We start from the raw sequence: 14,878 nt of genomic DNA on the forward strand, positions 1-14,878 counted from the left end.
TGCCCCACTCGTCACTCAATTGCCAGGAGTCGGATCGCTCGGAACCGGCGCAGCGGGCGGCGCGCCACCGTCTCCGGGTTCGGCGCGGAAGAGGCTGCGGAGCGCCGCCGCCGTCGTGCCGGACGCGACGTCGGCGAGGGTGAGGCGGTCGAGTTCGAGGAAGAACGCCTGCTCGGCCGCGTCGAAAGCCCATTTGAGGCGGCACCGGCTGATCAGCGGGCAGGGATCGCGCCGGCAATCGACCACCGTGCCGATCCCCTCCAGCTCCGCCACGAGCCGTCCGAGCCGGATTTCCTGCGGATCCCGCGCGAGACGCACGCCGCCGGAGCGGCCCTGCCGCGCCTCGATGACGCCGGCCCGGACCAGAGCCTGAGCGATCTTCTGGAGGTGGTGCACGGAGATGCCGAAGCGCTGCGCGACGATCGGGGTCGCGATCCAGGCTCCCGGCTCGGCCAGCGTCAGACGCATCAGGAGACGAAGACCGTAATCCGTGTGTAACGAGAGATGCAGGAGCCCCCTCCCGAGCGGCGCCGCACAACCTTCAGACGAAGGCCGTTCCAGCGCACATCATTCCAAGGATGGAATGACCTGTACACTCCTTGAACTGAAAAACCTTGCATGGATTAACTTTGAGGCGGCCTTGAAACGTCAGCGGCCGCGAATCCAGGGGATCCGCGGCCGCACGGGCCCGCCGTTCGGGCGGGCCGAAGGAGCGTGTTCGATCTTAGTTGTAGATCGGGAACCGATCGGTCAGGGCGTGGACCTTCTCCTTGACCGCCGCCTCGACCGAAGCGTCGCCACCCTCGCCCTTCTCGGCGACACCGTCGAGAACCTCGACGATCAGCGAGCCGACCTGCTTGAACTCGGCAACGCCAAAGCCGCGGGTCGTGCTGGCGGGGGTGCCGAGGCGGATGCCGGAGGTGATGGTCGGCTTCTGCGGGTCGAACGGCACGCCGTTCTTGTTGCAGGTGATGTCGGCCCGCGAGAGCGCCGCCTCGGCCGCCTTGCCGGTCAGGCCCTTCCGCTGAAGGTCCACCAGCATCAGGTGGTTGTCGGTGCCGCCCGAGGTGATGTCGTAGCCGCCCGAGATGATGGTGTCGGCCAGCGCCTTGGCGTTGTCGATGACCTGCTTGGCGTAGATCTTGAACTCGGGCTTCAGCGCCTCGCCGAAGGCCACCGCCTTGGCGGCGATGACGTGCATCAGCGGGCCGCCCTGGAGGCCGGGGAAGATCGCCGAGTTGAACTTCTTGGCCAGCGCCTCGTCGTTCGTCAGGATCATGCCGCCGCGCGGGCCGCGCAGGGTCTTGTGGGTCGTCGTGGTGGCCACGTGGGCGTGCGGGAACGGCGACGGGTGCAGGCCCGCGGCGACGAGGCCGGCGAAGTGGGCCATGTCGACGAAGAAGTAGGCGCCGACCGAATCGGCGATCTCACGGAACTTCGCGAAGTCCCAGTGGCGCGGATAGCCCGAGCCGCCGGCGATGATCACCTTCGGCTTGTGCTCCTGGGCGAGGCGCTCGACCTGCTCCATGTCGATGCGCTGGTCCTCGCGGCGCACGGTGTAGGAGACCGGCTTGAACCACTTGCCCGAGACGTTCGGGGGGGCGCCGTGGGTGAGGTGGCCGCCGGCGGCGAGGTCGAGGCCGAGGAAGGTGTCGCCGGGCTGCATCAGGGCCATGAACACGCCCTGGTTCGCCTGGGAGCCGGAATTCGGCTGAACGTTGGCGAAGCCGCAGCCGAACAGGCGCTTGGCGCGGTCGATCGCCAGCTCCTCGGCGATGTCCACGAACTGGCAGCCGCCGTAGTAGCGCCGGCCCGGATAGCCCTCGGCGTACTTGTTGGTCAGCACGGAGCCCTGCGCTTCGAGCACGGCGCGCGAGACGATGTTCTCGGAGGCGATCAGCTCGATCTCGTGCTGCTGGCGACCGAGCTCCTGCGAGATGGCCTTCGCGATCTCGGGATCGGTCTCGGCAAGATGAGCCGAAAAGAAGGTATCGAGGGCGGTGTTGTCGGACACAGTTCCGGCGCTCATGAGCGTAGCCTCTTTTCCTTGTTTACGGGCAAACCCACCCGTTTCCCGTCGGCGTTCACGGGGGTGTTTTTCAGCCACTATTCGTACACGTCACGGAACGACAGGCCAAGCACAGGTGATTTTTCGCCTGTCTTCAAAATTTTTCACGGGACCGGCTCCGCTCCGCGGCACCGCAGCGCATCCGACCGGCCCCCGACGCGAAAACACCCGGCAGGGCCGGGTGTCGCAGGACCGATCAAGTCGGTGAAAGGCCGATCCCGCAAGCGCACCGACGGAGCATAGCGGCTCGGGGCGGCGCAACTTGCCGATTTGCGCCGTGTCCTGACCGAATCCCGGCAGAGACCCCGTCGGTCATCGACACCAGCCTTACGCCTGCAGCCGGCTCTTCACGTCGCCGAGGCTGGCGCGGACGAGATCCTGGGCCGCGACGCCCTGAAGCCGCTCGCGCAGCAGCGTCTCGGAGACCTTGACCGCCGCGTCGGCGGCGGCGGCGCGGACCTGGGCGGAGGCCTGCGCCTCGGCCTGGGCGATCTTCGCCTCGGCGGCCTTGGTGCGGCGGGCGACGAAGTCGTTGAGGCGGGCATGGCCCTCGGCGGCGATGCGCTCGGCATCCTCGCGGGCGCCGGCGACGATCGCCTCGGCCTCGCGCTCGGCCTCGGTGCGGCGGCGCTTGTAGTCGGCGAGAACGGCCGCGGCCTCTTCACGCAGGCGACGCGCCTCGTCGAGCTCGTGGCGCACGCGCTTGGCGCGGCTGTCGAGCCCGTTGGTCATCATCGAGAAGCCGCCGACCCGCCAGACGATGACCAGGAACGCCACGAAGGCGACGGCGACCCAGAATTCCGCGGTCAACAGCATGTCGGTCTCAAACCCTTGGTCGGCCTTCCGCCCGGCCAAGCCGGTGCGGGGTCGGTTCGGATGGGGGAGGGGCCGGCACGGGGCCGGCCCTCAGGTCAGTGGACGGCGGGCGTCGCGTCGAGGGCGCGGTTCAGGCTCGCTTGGTCGGGCGCCTGGCCGGTCAGCCGCTCGACGATGGCCGAGGCGGTCTCGCCGGCGATGGTGCGGACGTTGCCCATGGCTTCCGTGGTGCGGGCCCGGATGGTCGCCTCGGAGGCGGCAAGCCGCTGGTTCAGCTCGGCCTCGAGCGTCTTGCGCTTGGCATCGGCCTCGGCCGAGAGGCTGTTGCGGGTCTCCTGAGCGATGGCCTGCGCCTTCGCCTGGGCCTCGCGCAGCGACTGCTCGTAGGCGGCGCCGGCGGCGTCGGCCTCGGACTTCATGCGCTGGGCCTCGGTCAGATCGGACGAGAGCCGGCCGGCGCGTTCGCCGAGGATCGCCTCGATGCGCGGCAGCGCAACCTTGGACATCAGGTAGTAGAGCAGGCCGAACGCCAGCGCGAGCCAGATCAGCTGCGAGAGGAAGGTGTGGCTCTCGAAGGGCGGGAAGGCACCGCCGTGGCCGCCGGAGGGCTGCTCGGTATGGGTATGGGGGCTCCCGGGCGGGACGATCGTCGTGTCCGCGTTCGGGGAGGGGGTCGTGAGGGGATTCTTCTGCTCGGCCATGGCCCTGTCCGGTGACGTCGGAAGGCCGGCTCCGCGGGCGGAGCGGCCGGATCAACGAGCGAGGGCGTGCGGGACGGGCGCTTGGCCGGCTCGCACGCCCTCGAAAGGCACGTCAGACGGCGAAGAGCAGCAGCAGCGCGACGAGCAGCGAGAAGATGCCGAGCGCCTCGGTGAGCGCAAAGCCCAGGAGGAGGTTGGTGCGCTGGCTGTCGGCGGCCGACGGGTTGCGCAGGGCGCCCGAGTAGAACTGGCCGAAGAGGTTGCCGAGGCCGATGCTGGCGCCCGCCATGCCGAGGCAGGCGAGGCCGGCACCGATGTACTTCGCAGCGACGGGATCCATGAAACACTCCTGAAGTTCGAACGGGGTTCGTTGTGGGCGGAAGGGTCCGGCCGGAAGGATCAGTGGCCGGGGTGGAGGGCGTCGGCGAGGTAGACCGCCGTCAGCGTCGCGAAGACGTAAGCCTGAAGGGCCGCGACGAGGAACTCGAGAGCCGTCAGCGCGATGGTGAGCGCGAGCGGCAGGGGCGAGAGCACGCCCCAGGCACCGGCGACCAAAAGCTGCACCACGAAGAAGGCGAAGATCTTCAGGGCGATGTGGCCGGCAAGGATGTTGGCGAAGAGACGGACCGAGAGGCTGATCGGACGCGAGAGGAACGACACGATCTCGATCGGCACCATGATGAGCAGCAGCGGCTTCGGCACGCCCGACGGCACGAACACGCCGAGGAAGTGGGTGCCGTGCTTGGCCACGCCGTAGATCACCACGGTCAGGATCACCACGAGGGCGAGGCCGAAGGTGACGATGAGGTGGCTGGTCACCGCGAAGGCGTAGGGGATCATCCCGAGCAGGTTCAGGATGAGCACGAACATGAACAGCGAGAAGACGAGCGGCAGGAAGCGCTTGCCGTCCGCGCCGGTCGCCTGGTGCACCGTGTCGGCGATGAATTCGTAGAGCGTCTCGGCCAGCGCCTGGAGACGGCCCGGGACGACGGCGCGTCCGGATGTGGCCACGATGGTCAGCAGCGCGATGATGCCCACCGCGGCAAACATGTAGAGAGCCGATTGCGTGAACGCGAGCTGCTGGTTGCCGATGTGACCCAGCGAGACGAGCGGCTGCAGCTCGAACTGGTGGATCGGGTCGATACTGACCGCCATGTGCCCGCTTCCGCCCCTTTGTGTGTCGCGCGGGGGAACCTCAGCGGCTCCCATCCGTCGCGCGTCGCCCTTACACGATGCCGGGCGAGTCTCAAGACCCCTGAGGCGCCTGGGAGACCCTTACCGGCGATCTTTCTCAGTTTTTCTTGCCGCTGAAGCCGCTGACCCGCATGACGTTGTAGATCCCCGTCACGAAGCCCAGCATCAGCAGCACGATCATCCCCCACGGCTTCGTGCCGAAGAGATGATCGAAGATGTACCCGAGGATTCCCCCGGCGATCACGCCCGCGATGAACTCGGTCGAGAGCCGCATGGCCTGACCGAGCTGAGCCGAGCCGCCAGACGCGCTGTTGCGCGCACGCTCGGAAGAAGCGACTTTCGGCCGCTTCCCCTCGAGCTGCGTCTCGAGACGTTTGAGCCTCGCGGAGAGATCGCCGTCGGCGGGAGCCTTTTCCGGCCCGCTCCCCTCGCCTGAAGGATCACCGCTCACGGGCGACCCCATACGTCGTCGGGAGCGGAAGGAAACGGCCTGTCCCCTCGGCGCGGCGCACCATAGTTTCGCCAACCTTGAGTGTCAAGGCGACCAAAGGGTCCATTAAGCTGTTGATAAATCAACATAATCTTTGCTTTTCCACGGCCTTCCGGGGGCCGGCTCACGCCCCCAGGATCGGCTTGATGATCTTCTCCATATCCTCGATCGAGAGGGCGCCGGCGCGCTTCTCGCCGTTGATGAAGAAGGTCGGCGTCGACTCGACCTTGAGGGTGTCGAGACCGCGGGTCTTGACCGCGTTGATGGCGGCGTAGGTCTTCTGGTCCTTCAGGCAAGCCTCGAACTTCTCCTTCGAGAAGCCGGCCTGACGCAGCAGCTGCTCCATGGCATCGACCGGCGATTGCGGCTTGTGCACGAAGGCCCAGTTCTGCTGCTGATCGAACAGCAGGTCGGTGATGGGGTAGTACTTCGCGCCGCCGTCGCAGCGCGCCAGCATGAAGGCGGCGGTGGCGAGCGGATCGAGCGGGAACTCGCGCAGGGTGAAGCGCACCTTGCCGGTGTCGATGTAGCGCTCCTTCAGCACCGGCCAGGTCGTGGCGTGGAAGTGGGCGCAGTGCGAGCAGGTCATCGAGGCGTACTCGATGATCGTCACCTTGGCGTCGGCCGGCCCGAGCCAGACATCGCCGAGGGGGCCGGGCTGCATCAGGGCGGCCGTGTCGGCCGACTGCGCCAGCGCTTCGAGGGACAGGGACGGAAGCAGGGCGGCGGTGCCGAGGGCAAGGCCGGTCAGTTTCAGGGCATCGCGCCGGGTGATCATGGCAGGGCGGGCTCCGTTCGCGGGCCGCATCCGGCCCGATACCGCGCAGGATTAGACGGAACGGCTCCGTCCGGCCGAGGGACGCGTCGCCGCACGGCCTTTCGCGAGCCGCTTATCACGCTGCGCGGCCGCCCGCACGTCCTTCGGTTGGTCCCTGGCGTAGCGGGGGGCGCTACCGCCGCGCCACCACGGCGATGCCGAGCCGGTCGAGGGCGTCGCGCAGGCGGTCCTCCTCGATCCGCGCCACGGCGAGCGCCACCTCGCCGCGCCGGGCCGGATCGAGAACCTTCGGCGGCGCGCGACGGGCGGTCCGGTGCAGGCGATCTTGCCGCAGCACGATCTTGCCGATGCAGGCCCAGCCGTAATGGGCGTTGACGCGCTGGATCACCACCGGCGCGAGGTGCTGGAGTTCGAGGGCGAAGGCGCCCTCCACCCGCACCACCAGGGTGCCGGGCTCCGGCCGGCCCTCGGCGTCGCGCCGGGCGCGGCGGGGCCATTCGAGCTTGACCGGCTGGCAGGCACCGGCGAGCCGCGCGCCGACGATATCCGGCCATGCGGCGAGGATGTCGGAGGAGGCGAAGCCCTGCGCGGCGAAGGCCGGGCCGATGCAGCCCTCGATCAGTTCGCTGAGCGGTTTGGCGCGCGCCATCGATACCCCGGAACACAAGGGCCGCACGGCGGGCGCGCCCCGCCCGCGAACCTACCCGAAAAGCGGCGCGCGCGGGAGTCGGAAGCGGGCCGGGGGGCGTATCGATTTTCATCGCGCCCGTTTGCGGCCAACGGCGCGAAGACGCTTTTTCCGTCCCCGCGCTCCCGCTATGGACGGGCCATGCCCGCCGCCTCGGCCGCCGACCTCCTCGCCTGGTACGACCGTCACCGCCGGGCGCTGCCCTGGCGAGCGCTGCCGGGCGAGCAGCCCGACCCCTACCGGGTCTGGCTCTCCGAAGTGATGCTGCAGCAGACGACCGTGACGGCGGTCAAACCCTACTTCCAGAAGTTTCTGACGCTGTTTCCCAGCGTGATGGCGCTCGCCGCGGCACCGGAAGAGGCGGTGATGTCGGCCTGGGCCGGGCTCGGCTACTATTCCCGTGCGCGCAACCTGCACGCCTGCGCCAAGGCGGTCGCCGCCGCGGGGGGCTTTCCCGATACCGAGGAGGGCCTGCGCAAGCTGCCCGGCATCGGCGCCTACACGGCGGGCGCCATCGCCGCGATCGCCTTCGACCGGCCGGCGGCGGCCGTGGACGGCAATGTCGAGCGGGTGATGAGCCGCCTCCATGCGATCGAGACGCCGCTCCCCGCCGCCCGCGCGCAGATCCGCCTCTTCACCCAGGCCCTGGTGCCGGACCGGCGGCCGGGCGACTTCGCGCAGGCGCTGATGGATCTCGGCGCGACTTTGTGTACGCCCAAGCGCCCCGCCTGCGCGCTCTGCCCCTGGATGCGACCCTGCCGCGCCCGCGCCGAAGGGCTGCAGGAAACCTTTCCGAGGAAGATCAAGAAGGAGAAGGGCATTCTGCGAAAAGGCGCGGCCTTCGTCGCCCTGCGGGCCGGCGACGAGGCGGTCCTGCTGCGCACGCGACCGGCCGAAGGGCTGCTCGGCGCCATGGCCGAGCCGCCGACGAGCGAATGGGTGCCCGATTACGATCCGGCCAAGGGCCTGCTCGACGCGCCGCTCGATGCCCGCTGGAAGCGCCTGCCCGGCGTGGTGAAGCACGGCTTCACCCACTTCCCCCTGGAGCTGACGGTGTTCCTGGCCCGCGTCGCCGCGGAGACGAAGCCGCCCGAGGGGATGCGCTTCACACCCCGCGCGGCGCTCGACACCGAGCCGCTGCCCGGCGCGATGAAGAAGGTGCTCGCCCACGCGCTCGCCGGGCCGGTGCCGCTCGCCGCGCCTGTGGCGAAGCCGCCGCCCGAGCCCGATCTCGCCACGCTGCCCGACCCCGAGCCGCCGCTGCGGCGCGGGCCGATTCCGAAGCCCGCCTCGTCGCGGCCCTCGGATCTGGCGCGGATCGTCAAGAAGACGCCCAAGCCGGTGCGGACCCGGTAGCGGAGGAGGCAGGGCTCTGCCCTGCACCCGCGAAAGGACTTGTCCTTTCGAAACCTCGACCGGCGCTAGGCGCCAGCCTGGCCCCGCATCGTCGCCCGGAAATCGTCGATGCAGACGAGGCGCCCCTGGCGCTCGGCGTGCCAGAAGGTCCAGCCGTTGCAGGCGGGAAGTCCCTGGACCAGGGCGCCGACCTTGTGGATCGAGCCCATCGCCGGCCCGACGCTGAGCTGGCCGTCCGGCCGCACCGTCGCGCGGAAGCGGCGGCGCTCGTCGGTCAGGGTCTCGCCGGCGCGGATGTGGCCCGCCTCGACCACGCTGAGGAACGGGATGCGCGGCTCGGCCCGCTTCGGCGTGGCGAGCGCCAGCGAGGCCGCGGACAGGGTCTCGATGCCCTCGATTCGGGCTCGCGCCGCGGCGGCGTAGGTCGGATCGCGCTCGCAGCCGATGAAGTGCCGCCCAAGGCGCTTGGCCACCGCGCCGGTCGTGCCGGTGCCGAAGAACGGGTCGAGCACCACGTCGCCGGGATTGGTCGCCGCCAGCAGGGTGCGGGCGAGCAGGGCTTCCGGCTTCTGGGTCGGGTGGACCTTGCGGCCGGCCTCGTCCTTCAGCCGCTCCTCGCCCGTGCAGAGCGGAATGAACCAGTCGGAGCGCATCTGAAGGTCTTCGTTGCCGGCCTTCAGGGCGTCGTAGTGGAAGGTGTACTTCGACTCCGGCGCGCGCGAGGCCCAGATCAGGGTTTCATGCGCGTTGGTGAAGCGCTTGCCGCGGAAATTCGGCATCGGATTGGCCTTGCGCCAGACGATATCGTTCAGGATCCAGTAACCGAGATCCTGCAACGCGCTGCCGACCCGGAAGATGTTGTGATACGAGCCGATGACCCACAGGGTTGCGTTCGGCTTCATCACCCGTCGCGCGGCCTTGAGCCAGGCACGGGTAAAGTCGTCGTAGGCGGAAAAACTGGTGAACTTGTCCCAGTCGTCGTCGACCGCATCGACCACGCTCTGATTGGGACGGGTCAGGCCCGCCTCGCCGAGCTGGAGGTTGTAGGGCGGGTCGGCGAAGACGCAGTCGACGCTCGAAGCCGGCAGACGGTCCATGGCGGCGATGCAGTCGCCGATCAGGATCTCGTCGAGGGGAAGGGTGTTGGGGAGACGCTGAACGGAGGGTGCGAGACCCATCCGCGGCGCCGACGCGATCCGCCCGGTACGCGAGACTTGATTCCGGGCGGTGGCGCCGACGACCGCGGTACGCGGGGAAGCCATGGCAAACACCGGTTACGCAACTGACACCGGGACCATGCCGCGATCACGGTAAAGGTCGGGTTTGCCGTCGCCGTACGGTTGCGTCTCGATATGGGGCGGCAGTTTTTGCCGCCTTCCTCCATGCAACAAATGCAAGGGTCGACCGCCCCGAGGGCAGACGGCAGGAAGCGATCCGCAGGGTTTCGTAGCGCGCTTAGGCCCGCCGCCGAATGCTTGTCGCGCAAGTTTTGATGTCTTCGAGGCAAGACCGACGCGCCGCGCACCAAGTAATCAATGCTTGCTGCGACATAGCGGGCGAAGGCAGCGGCGGATATTCTTAACAGCAGCCTAACACCGAGCGCAAAATCCCTGTCTTATTTTGGCCGAGATCGCGCTCATTTTCCGCGGCGTCCAACGCACATCGCAAAAAACAAGGGAATGCGATCTTCGATGAAGGTTTCCAACCGGACCGCTGCCGCCTGCCTCGCTACCGTCATCGGCGCCCTCGCGACGCTGCCCGCCCAGGCCCAGAGCGGCCAGGCCTCTTGGTACGGAAGCGGCCGGAAGACAGCGAACGGCGAGCGTTTCAACCCCAACGGATACACCGCCGCCCACCGCAGCCTGCCCTTCGGCACCCGTGTTCGCGTCACGAACCGCGCCAATGGCCGCTCCGTCGTGGTGCGGATCAACGACCGCGGCCCGTTCGTCGGCGGCCGGGTGATCGATCTGGCCCGCGGCTCCGCCCGCGCCATCGGCATGTCGGGCACCAGCTACGTCTCGCTCAACGTGGTGCGCTGAGGCCAGGCCCGGCGAAGCCCCTGACCCGGCGCTCGTTCTACGCTCCTCCACCGAGCGTTGCCGGGGAACCCACCCGTTCCCATAATTGTCTCATGAGATGACGTGCGGCCCGGATCATCGATCCGGGCCCGCGCTTTGAGGCGAGGAGAGGGATCGAGATGGCGAAGCCGATGGTGGTCGAGATTCCGCATGAGCTCGGCCGCGACGAGGCCCGGCGGCGCATCGACGAAGGCACCACCCGCGTGCGCGAGGCGCTCGGCAAGAGCGGGATCGCCATCAACACCCTGAACTGGACCGGCGACCGCCTCGACTATTCGGTCACGGCCCTGGCCCAGACCGTCGACGGCCAGATCGATGTCGGCCAGGACGTGGTGCGCGTCGAGGTGCGCATGCCGCTGCTGCTCTCGATGTTCGCACAGAAGATCCAGAAGATCGTCGGCAAGGAGGGCAACAAGCTCCTCCTGCCCAAGAAGTAGCGGGAACCCGCCCGCCCGCCTGCCGTTGGCCCGGACGACGGCGCGACGCACGCGCCGTCAGCGAGGTGCGCACGAATGGCCAATCCCGGATCGATCCCGGATACCCCCACGCCCGGTCCCGAGATCCCGAGCAATCCCGGACCGGAGACGCCGGGCCCCGCCACGCCCGACGCGCCGCAGATCCCCGAGCCGGGCCCCGGCCCGGAGATCCCCGGCGGAACGCCCGCGGAGGCGCCGGGCACGATGCCGACCGAAATTCCGGTCGAGAGCCCCGGCATCCCCGACTCGACGCCCACCGGCCCGGCCAACCCGACCGCCTGAGGCCTCTCGCTTCCGTTGTTCCGGGCTGCGGCTGCTGCCATAAGCCCGGCATGGCCGCTCCCCCACTTCTCACCCTTCAGGACGTCGCGCTCACCTTCGGCGGCACGCCGCTGATCGAGCGGGCCGAGCTGACGATCGCGCCCGGCGAGCGCACCTGTCTCGTCGGCCGCAACGGCTCGGGCAAGTCGACCCTGATGCGGATCGCCGCGGGTCTGGTGGAACCGGACCGTGCCGTGCGCTTCGTCCAGCCCGGAACCACGATCCGCTACCTCGCGCAGGAGCCGGACTTTTCCGGCTTCGAGACTACGCAGGCCTTCGCGGAGGCCGGCCTCGCGCCGGGTGACGACCCGCACCGCGCCCGCTACCTGCTCGAAAGCCTCGGCCTGAACGGCAGCGAGGATCCGCGCCGGCTGTCGGGCGGCGAGGCGCGCCGGACGGCGCTCGCCCAGGCACTGGCGCCCGAGCCCGACATCCTGCTCCTCGACGAGCCCACCAACCACCTCGACCTGCCGGCCATCGAGTGGCTGGAATCCGAGCTGAAGCGCACCCGCTCGGCCCTCGTCCTCATCAGCCACGACCGCCGCTTCCTCTCCGCCCTGTCGCGGGCGACCGTCTGGCTCGACCGCGGCGTGACCCGGCGGATCGAGCAGGGCTTCTCGAGCTTCGAGGCGTGGCGCGACGCCTTCTTCGAGGAGGAGGAGCGGGACAAACACAAGCTCGACCGCAAGATCGCCGACGAGGAGCATTGGCTGCGCTACGGCGTCACCGCCCGGCGCAAGCGCAACGTGCGCCGCCTCGCCGACCTGCAGAACCTGCGCAAGCAGAGCCGCGAGCACCGCCGTCCGGTGGGGCAGGCGGTGCTGACGGCGAGCGAGGGCGCGGCCTCGGGCACCCTGATCGCCGAAGCCAAACACGTCTCCAAGTCCTACGGCGAGCGCCGGATCGTCCACGACCTGACCCTGCGCGTGCTGCGCGGCGACCGGCTCGGCATCGTCGGCCCCAACGGGGCGGGCAAGACCACGCTGATCAACCTGCTGACCGGCGCGCTTGCCCCCGATTCGGGCGAGATGCGCCTCGGCACCGGCCTCAACATGGTGCATCTCGACCAGGCCCGCGCCGTCCTCGAACCGAGCGCCACGGTCACGGAGGTTCTGACCGGCGGGCGCGGCGACACCGTTACGGTGGGAGGGCGCAGCCGCCACGTGATCGGCTATCTCAAGGACTTCCTGTTCGCGCCCGAGCAGGCGCGCACGCCGGTGAGCGTGCTCTCCGGCGGCGAGCGCAACCGGCTGCTGATCGCCCGCGCCCTGGCCCAGCCCTCGAATCTGCTCGTCCTCGACGAGCCCACCAACGACCTCGACCTCGAAACCCTCGACCTCTTGCAGGAGATGCTCGGCGAATATGCCGGCACGCTGATTCTGGTGAGCCACGACCGCGACTTCCTCGACCGGGTGGCGGGCACCGTCCTGGTCAGCGAGGGGGAGGGGCGCTGGGTCGAGTATGCCGGCGGCTACACCGACATGCTCAGCCAGCGTGGGCGCGGCGTGGAGGCCCGGACGGAGGCCCGCGGCGACGGTTCGGACAAGGCCGGCCGCGAGCGTTCCGAGCCGCGGGAGAAGGCGCCGCGCGCCGAGGCGGGGCCGGCACGGACCAAGCTCGGCTTCAAGGAGCAGCACGAGTTGAAGACGCTTCCGACTCGCATGGCCGAGCTGGAAGCGGGAATCGCCAAGCTGCGCGAGATTCTGTCGGATCCGGGCCTGTACGGCCGTGATCCCGGACGCTTCCAGAAGGCGACCGCGATGCTCGGTGCCGCGGAGACCGAACTCGCCGCCGCCGAGGAGCGCTGGCTCACCCTGGAGATGCAGCGCGAGTCGCAGGGCGGCTGACCGCCGCCGCTCCCCCCCCCTCATCAGTCCCGCCGCGCCGTGCCTCAGATCATCCGTCGCCCTCACCTTGAAAGCGGGGAAAAGTTGATGGCCGGGCAGGGATTAAGTTGCGATGCTGCAACAGACGGCAGCGAAGCCTCTTTGTGACACCTCCAAGACAGCTAAGCCTGTTGCCCGTACGGCAACGCTCGACCATGGTGCCGCTGCGGACGGGATAACCCCGCTGCGGCTTGGCCAACACCCGATTGGGAAGGCCCAAGCTCCAAGGGAAACAAGGACTGGCCAGCTCGACTTCGGTGTGGGGCACCCGGCCAAAACAGAAGTCCGATCCCATGGGTCTCGAAACTTCTGGAGGGTTTACCATGAAGCTCGTCAAGAGCCTTCTCCTTGGATCGGCAGCGGGGCTGACCATCGTGGGTGGGGCTCAGGCCGCCGACCTGCCGGTGAAGAAGGCCGTTCCGATCGAGTACGTCCGGGTCTGCTCCGCCTACGGCGCCGGCTTCTTCTACATCCCCGGCACCGATACCTGCCTGCGTGTCTCCGGCCGCGCCCGCGCCGAGTACGGCTATATCGGCAGCGACAGCCGCCGGGTCACCGGTGGTGGCGATCTCTCGGGCTTCACCGGCCTTGCCCGCTTCAACCTCGACGCCCGCACCCAGACCAGCTACGGCACCCTGCGCGCCTTCCTGCGTCTCGACGCGGCGAGCCGCACCGGCCACACCAAGCTCTCCTCGGGCACGAACCTGCGCGGCGGCTACGCCTTCTCCGGCACCGGCCAGGACGCCTTCGGCCGCATCCAGAACTTCATCAACGTCGATAAGGCGTTCATCCAGTTCGCGGGCCTGACCGCCGGTCGCGCCTCCTCGTTCTACGACTTCTACGCCGCCGATTACGAGATCATCGGCTCGTCGCTCGGCTCCAACATGCCGTCGACCAACCTGCTCGCCTACACGCAGAAGTTCGGCGACGGCTGGACCGCCACGATCTCGATGGAAGACCCGAACTACCGTAAGAACCCGCTCTTCACGAACGCGGTTCCTGCCGCTGGCGCCGCCGCTGGCACGGGTGCTCTCTCGACGGTGCTCACCACCGCGCCGACGCCGATCATCCTCGGCACCGATGCCCTGGGCAACGCCACCTCGGTCGCCTTCATCGACGCCGTGCAGCGCTCGCGCCTGCCCGACTTCGTCGGCTCGCTGCGCTACGACGCTCCGTGGGGCTCGGCCCAGCTCTCCGCCGCCGTGCGCGAGATCAACGTGGGCGGCTTCCTCGCATCCGTCGGCGTCCCCGGCGGCAGCGCTGCCGCCGCCCAATCTCTCCTGGCGGCCCGTGGCCTCGGCGACGGCGTGAAGACCGAGTACGGCTGGGCGGTTCAGGGCGGCGTGAAGTTCAACCTGCCCTTCATCGCTCCGGGCGATGGCCTCTACCTCCAGGGTTCGTACGGTGAGGGCACCTCGTTCTACACCGGCATCAACCGCTTCACCGCCGGTTACCTCGCCAACGCCTCGGTCTATGCCGGCAACCCGTTCAACCAGTACCTCGCCGACGCGGTCGTGAACCCGCTGTCGGGCCGCATCGAGCTGTCCAGCAGCTTCACGGCGGTGGCCTCGTACCTCCACTACTGGTCGCCGGAGTGGCGCTCGGCCTTCTACGCCAGCTACGGCGAGATCTGGTTCCCGACGGGTGCCCGTCAGGCCACCAGCCAGGCGAACGCTCTGGTCAACAGCGGCAACACCGTCGCTCCGGGCTCCTACCTCACCAACCCGGTCGGTTACGCCACCAGCCAATCGCTGCGCGACACCTACCAGATCGTCACCGGCGCGAGCCTGATCTGGTCGCCGGTCAAGGATCTCGATATCGGTATCGAGGGCCAGTACATCCGGACGGGCGTCAAGAGCGGTCGCGTCGCCGATCAGGACAAGGGCGGCTTCATTGGCAGCGGTAACGCCCAAGTCCCGACCCGCACCGTCAGCAGCGAAGACGTGTTCCAGGCCCGCTTCCGCGTGCAGCGCGACTTCTAAAGTCGAACCTGCGGCAGGCCCCGAGGGCCTGCCGCCTGAAAAGG

At 68.9% G+C, this 14,878-nt stretch carries 16 protein-coding genes; 6 read left to right on the forward strand and 10 right to left on the reverse strand.

Features of this window, described 5'->3' with window-relative positions:
- Nucleotides 1-15 precede the first annotated feature (15 nt).
- The 9 genes from MPPM_RS17260 to MPPM_RS17300 all read right to left on the reverse strand — a co-directional run bounded on the left by MPPM_RS17260 (nt 16) and on the right by MPPM_RS17300 (nt 6,696).
- On the reverse strand, nt 16-510 hold the full coding sequence (locus MPPM_RS17260; RefSeq protein WP_348529778.1) for an RrF2 family transcriptional regulator: 495 nt from the start codon (nt 508-510) through the stop codon (nt 16-18).
- A gap of 214 nt (nt 511-724) precedes the next feature.
- Entirely contained in the window at nt 725-2,029 is a 1,305-nt protein-coding gene (gene glyA / locus MPPM_RS17265; RefSeq protein ID WP_096486112.1) for a serine hydroxymethyltransferase, read from the reverse strand.
- 366 nt (nt 2,030-2,395) lie between these two features.
- Nucleotides 2,396-2,881 carry a F0F1 ATP synthase subunit B family protein gene (locus MPPM_RS17270; RefSeq protein ID WP_173808008.1) on the reverse strand — a complete coding sequence of 162 codons (486 nt, stop codon included), beginning with the start codon at nt 2,879-2,881 and terminating at the stop codon, nt 2,396-2,398.
- Nucleotides 2,882-2,979: 98 nt separating this feature from the next.
- Complete coding sequence (locus MPPM_RS17275; protein WP_096486114.1) at nt 2,980-3,585, reverse strand: F0F1 ATP synthase subunit B; 606 nt, start codon at nt 3,583-3,585, stop codon at nt 2,980-2,982.
- Nucleotides 3,586-3,697: 112 nt separating this feature from the next.
- Nucleotides 3,698-3,925 (reverse strand): F0F1 ATP synthase subunit C, encoded by a 228-nt coding sequence (locus tag MPPM_RS17280; RefSeq protein WP_012455237.1) that lies wholly within the window; start codon nt 3,923-3,925, stop codon nt 3,698-3,700.
- Between the two features lie 59 nt (nt 3,926-3,984).
- Nucleotides 3,985-4,740: a F0F1 ATP synthase subunit A gene (locus MPPM_RS17285; protein WP_017486420.1), complete on the reverse strand. Its 756-nt coding sequence runs from the start codon at nt 4,738-4,740 to the stop codon at nt 3,985-3,987.
- 136 nt (nt 4,741-4,876) lie between these two features.
- Nucleotides 4,877-5,242: an AtpZ/AtpI family protein gene (locus MPPM_RS17290; protein WP_432419821.1), complete on the reverse strand. Its 366-nt coding sequence runs from the start codon at nt 5,240-5,242 to the stop codon at nt 4,877-4,879.
- 151 nt (nt 5,243-5,393) lie between these two features.
- On the reverse strand, nt 5,394-6,047 hold the full coding sequence (locus MPPM_RS17295; RefSeq protein WP_096486115.1) for a DsbA family protein: 654 nt from the start codon (nt 6,045-6,047) through the stop codon (nt 5,394-5,396).
- A 172-nt stretch (nt 6,048-6,219) separates the two neighbouring features.
- Nucleotides 6,220-6,696: a DUF721 domain-containing protein gene (locus MPPM_RS17300; protein WP_096486116.1), complete on the reverse strand. Its 477-nt coding sequence runs from the start codon at nt 6,694-6,696 to the stop codon at nt 6,220-6,222.
- A 180-nt stretch (nt 6,697-6,876) separates the two neighbouring features.
- On the opposite strand from MPPM_RS17300, the gene mutY reads away from it, so the two are divergent.
- The gene (gene mutY, locus MPPM_RS17305) at nt 6,877-8,091 is read left to right on the forward strand and encodes an A/G-specific adenine glycosylase (RefSeq protein ID WP_096486117.1); all 1,215 of its coding nucleotides are present in this window, start codon (nt 6,877-6,879) and stop codon (nt 8,089-8,091) included.
- A 65-nt stretch (nt 8,092-8,156) separates the two neighbouring features.
- Here the strand turns inward: mutY and MPPM_RS17310 are convergent, their stop codons facing one another.
- A complete protein-coding gene (locus MPPM_RS17310; protein ID WP_096487897.1) occupies nt 8,157-9,353 on the reverse strand; it encodes a site-specific DNA-methyltransferase in 1,197 nt (398 codons plus the stop codon).
- Nucleotides 9,354-9,782: 429 nt separating this feature from the next.
- Between MPPM_RS17310 and MPPM_RS17315 the strand changes: the two genes are divergently transcribed.
- The 5 genes from MPPM_RS17315 (at nt 9,783) to MPPM_RS17335 (ending at nt 14,834) form a co-directional block, all read left to right on the forward strand.
- On the forward strand, nt 9,783-10,130 hold the full coding sequence (locus MPPM_RS17315) for a septal ring lytic transglycosylase RlpA family protein (protein ID WP_017486426.1): 348 nt from the start codon (nt 9,783-9,785) through the stop codon (nt 10,128-10,130).
- A gap of 158 nt (nt 10,131-10,288) precedes the next feature.
- The gene (locus MPPM_RS17320; RefSeq protein ID WP_096486118.1) at nt 10,289-10,606 is read left to right on the forward strand and encodes a polyhydroxyalkanoic acid system family protein; all 318 of its coding nucleotides are present in this window, start codon (nt 10,289-10,291) and stop codon (nt 10,604-10,606) included.
- Nucleotides 10,607-10,681: 75 nt separating this feature from the next.
- Complete coding sequence (locus MPPM_RS17325) at nt 10,682-10,927, forward strand: hypothetical protein (RefSeq protein WP_096486119.1); 246 nt, start codon at nt 10,682-10,684, stop codon at nt 10,925-10,927.
- Between the two features lie 50 nt (nt 10,928-10,977).
- Nucleotides 10,978-12,813: an ABC-F family ATP-binding cassette domain-containing protein gene (locus tag MPPM_RS17330; RefSeq protein ID WP_096486120.1), complete on the forward strand. Its 1,836-nt coding sequence runs from the start codon at nt 10,978-10,980 to the stop codon at nt 12,811-12,813.
- A gap of 362 nt (nt 12,814-13,175) precedes the next feature.
- Complete coding sequence (locus tag MPPM_RS17335; RefSeq protein WP_096486121.1) at nt 13,176-14,834, forward strand: porin; 1,659 nt, start codon at nt 13,176-13,178, stop codon at nt 14,832-14,834.
- Nucleotides 14,835-14,878: the final 44 nt, after the last annotated feature.

It is taken from the genome of Methylorubrum populi, assembly GCF_002355515.1.
In the GTDB taxonomy this organism is placed as follows: domain Bacteria; phylum Pseudomonadota; class Alphaproteobacteria; order Rhizobiales; family Beijerinckiaceae; genus Methylobacterium; species Methylobacterium populi_A.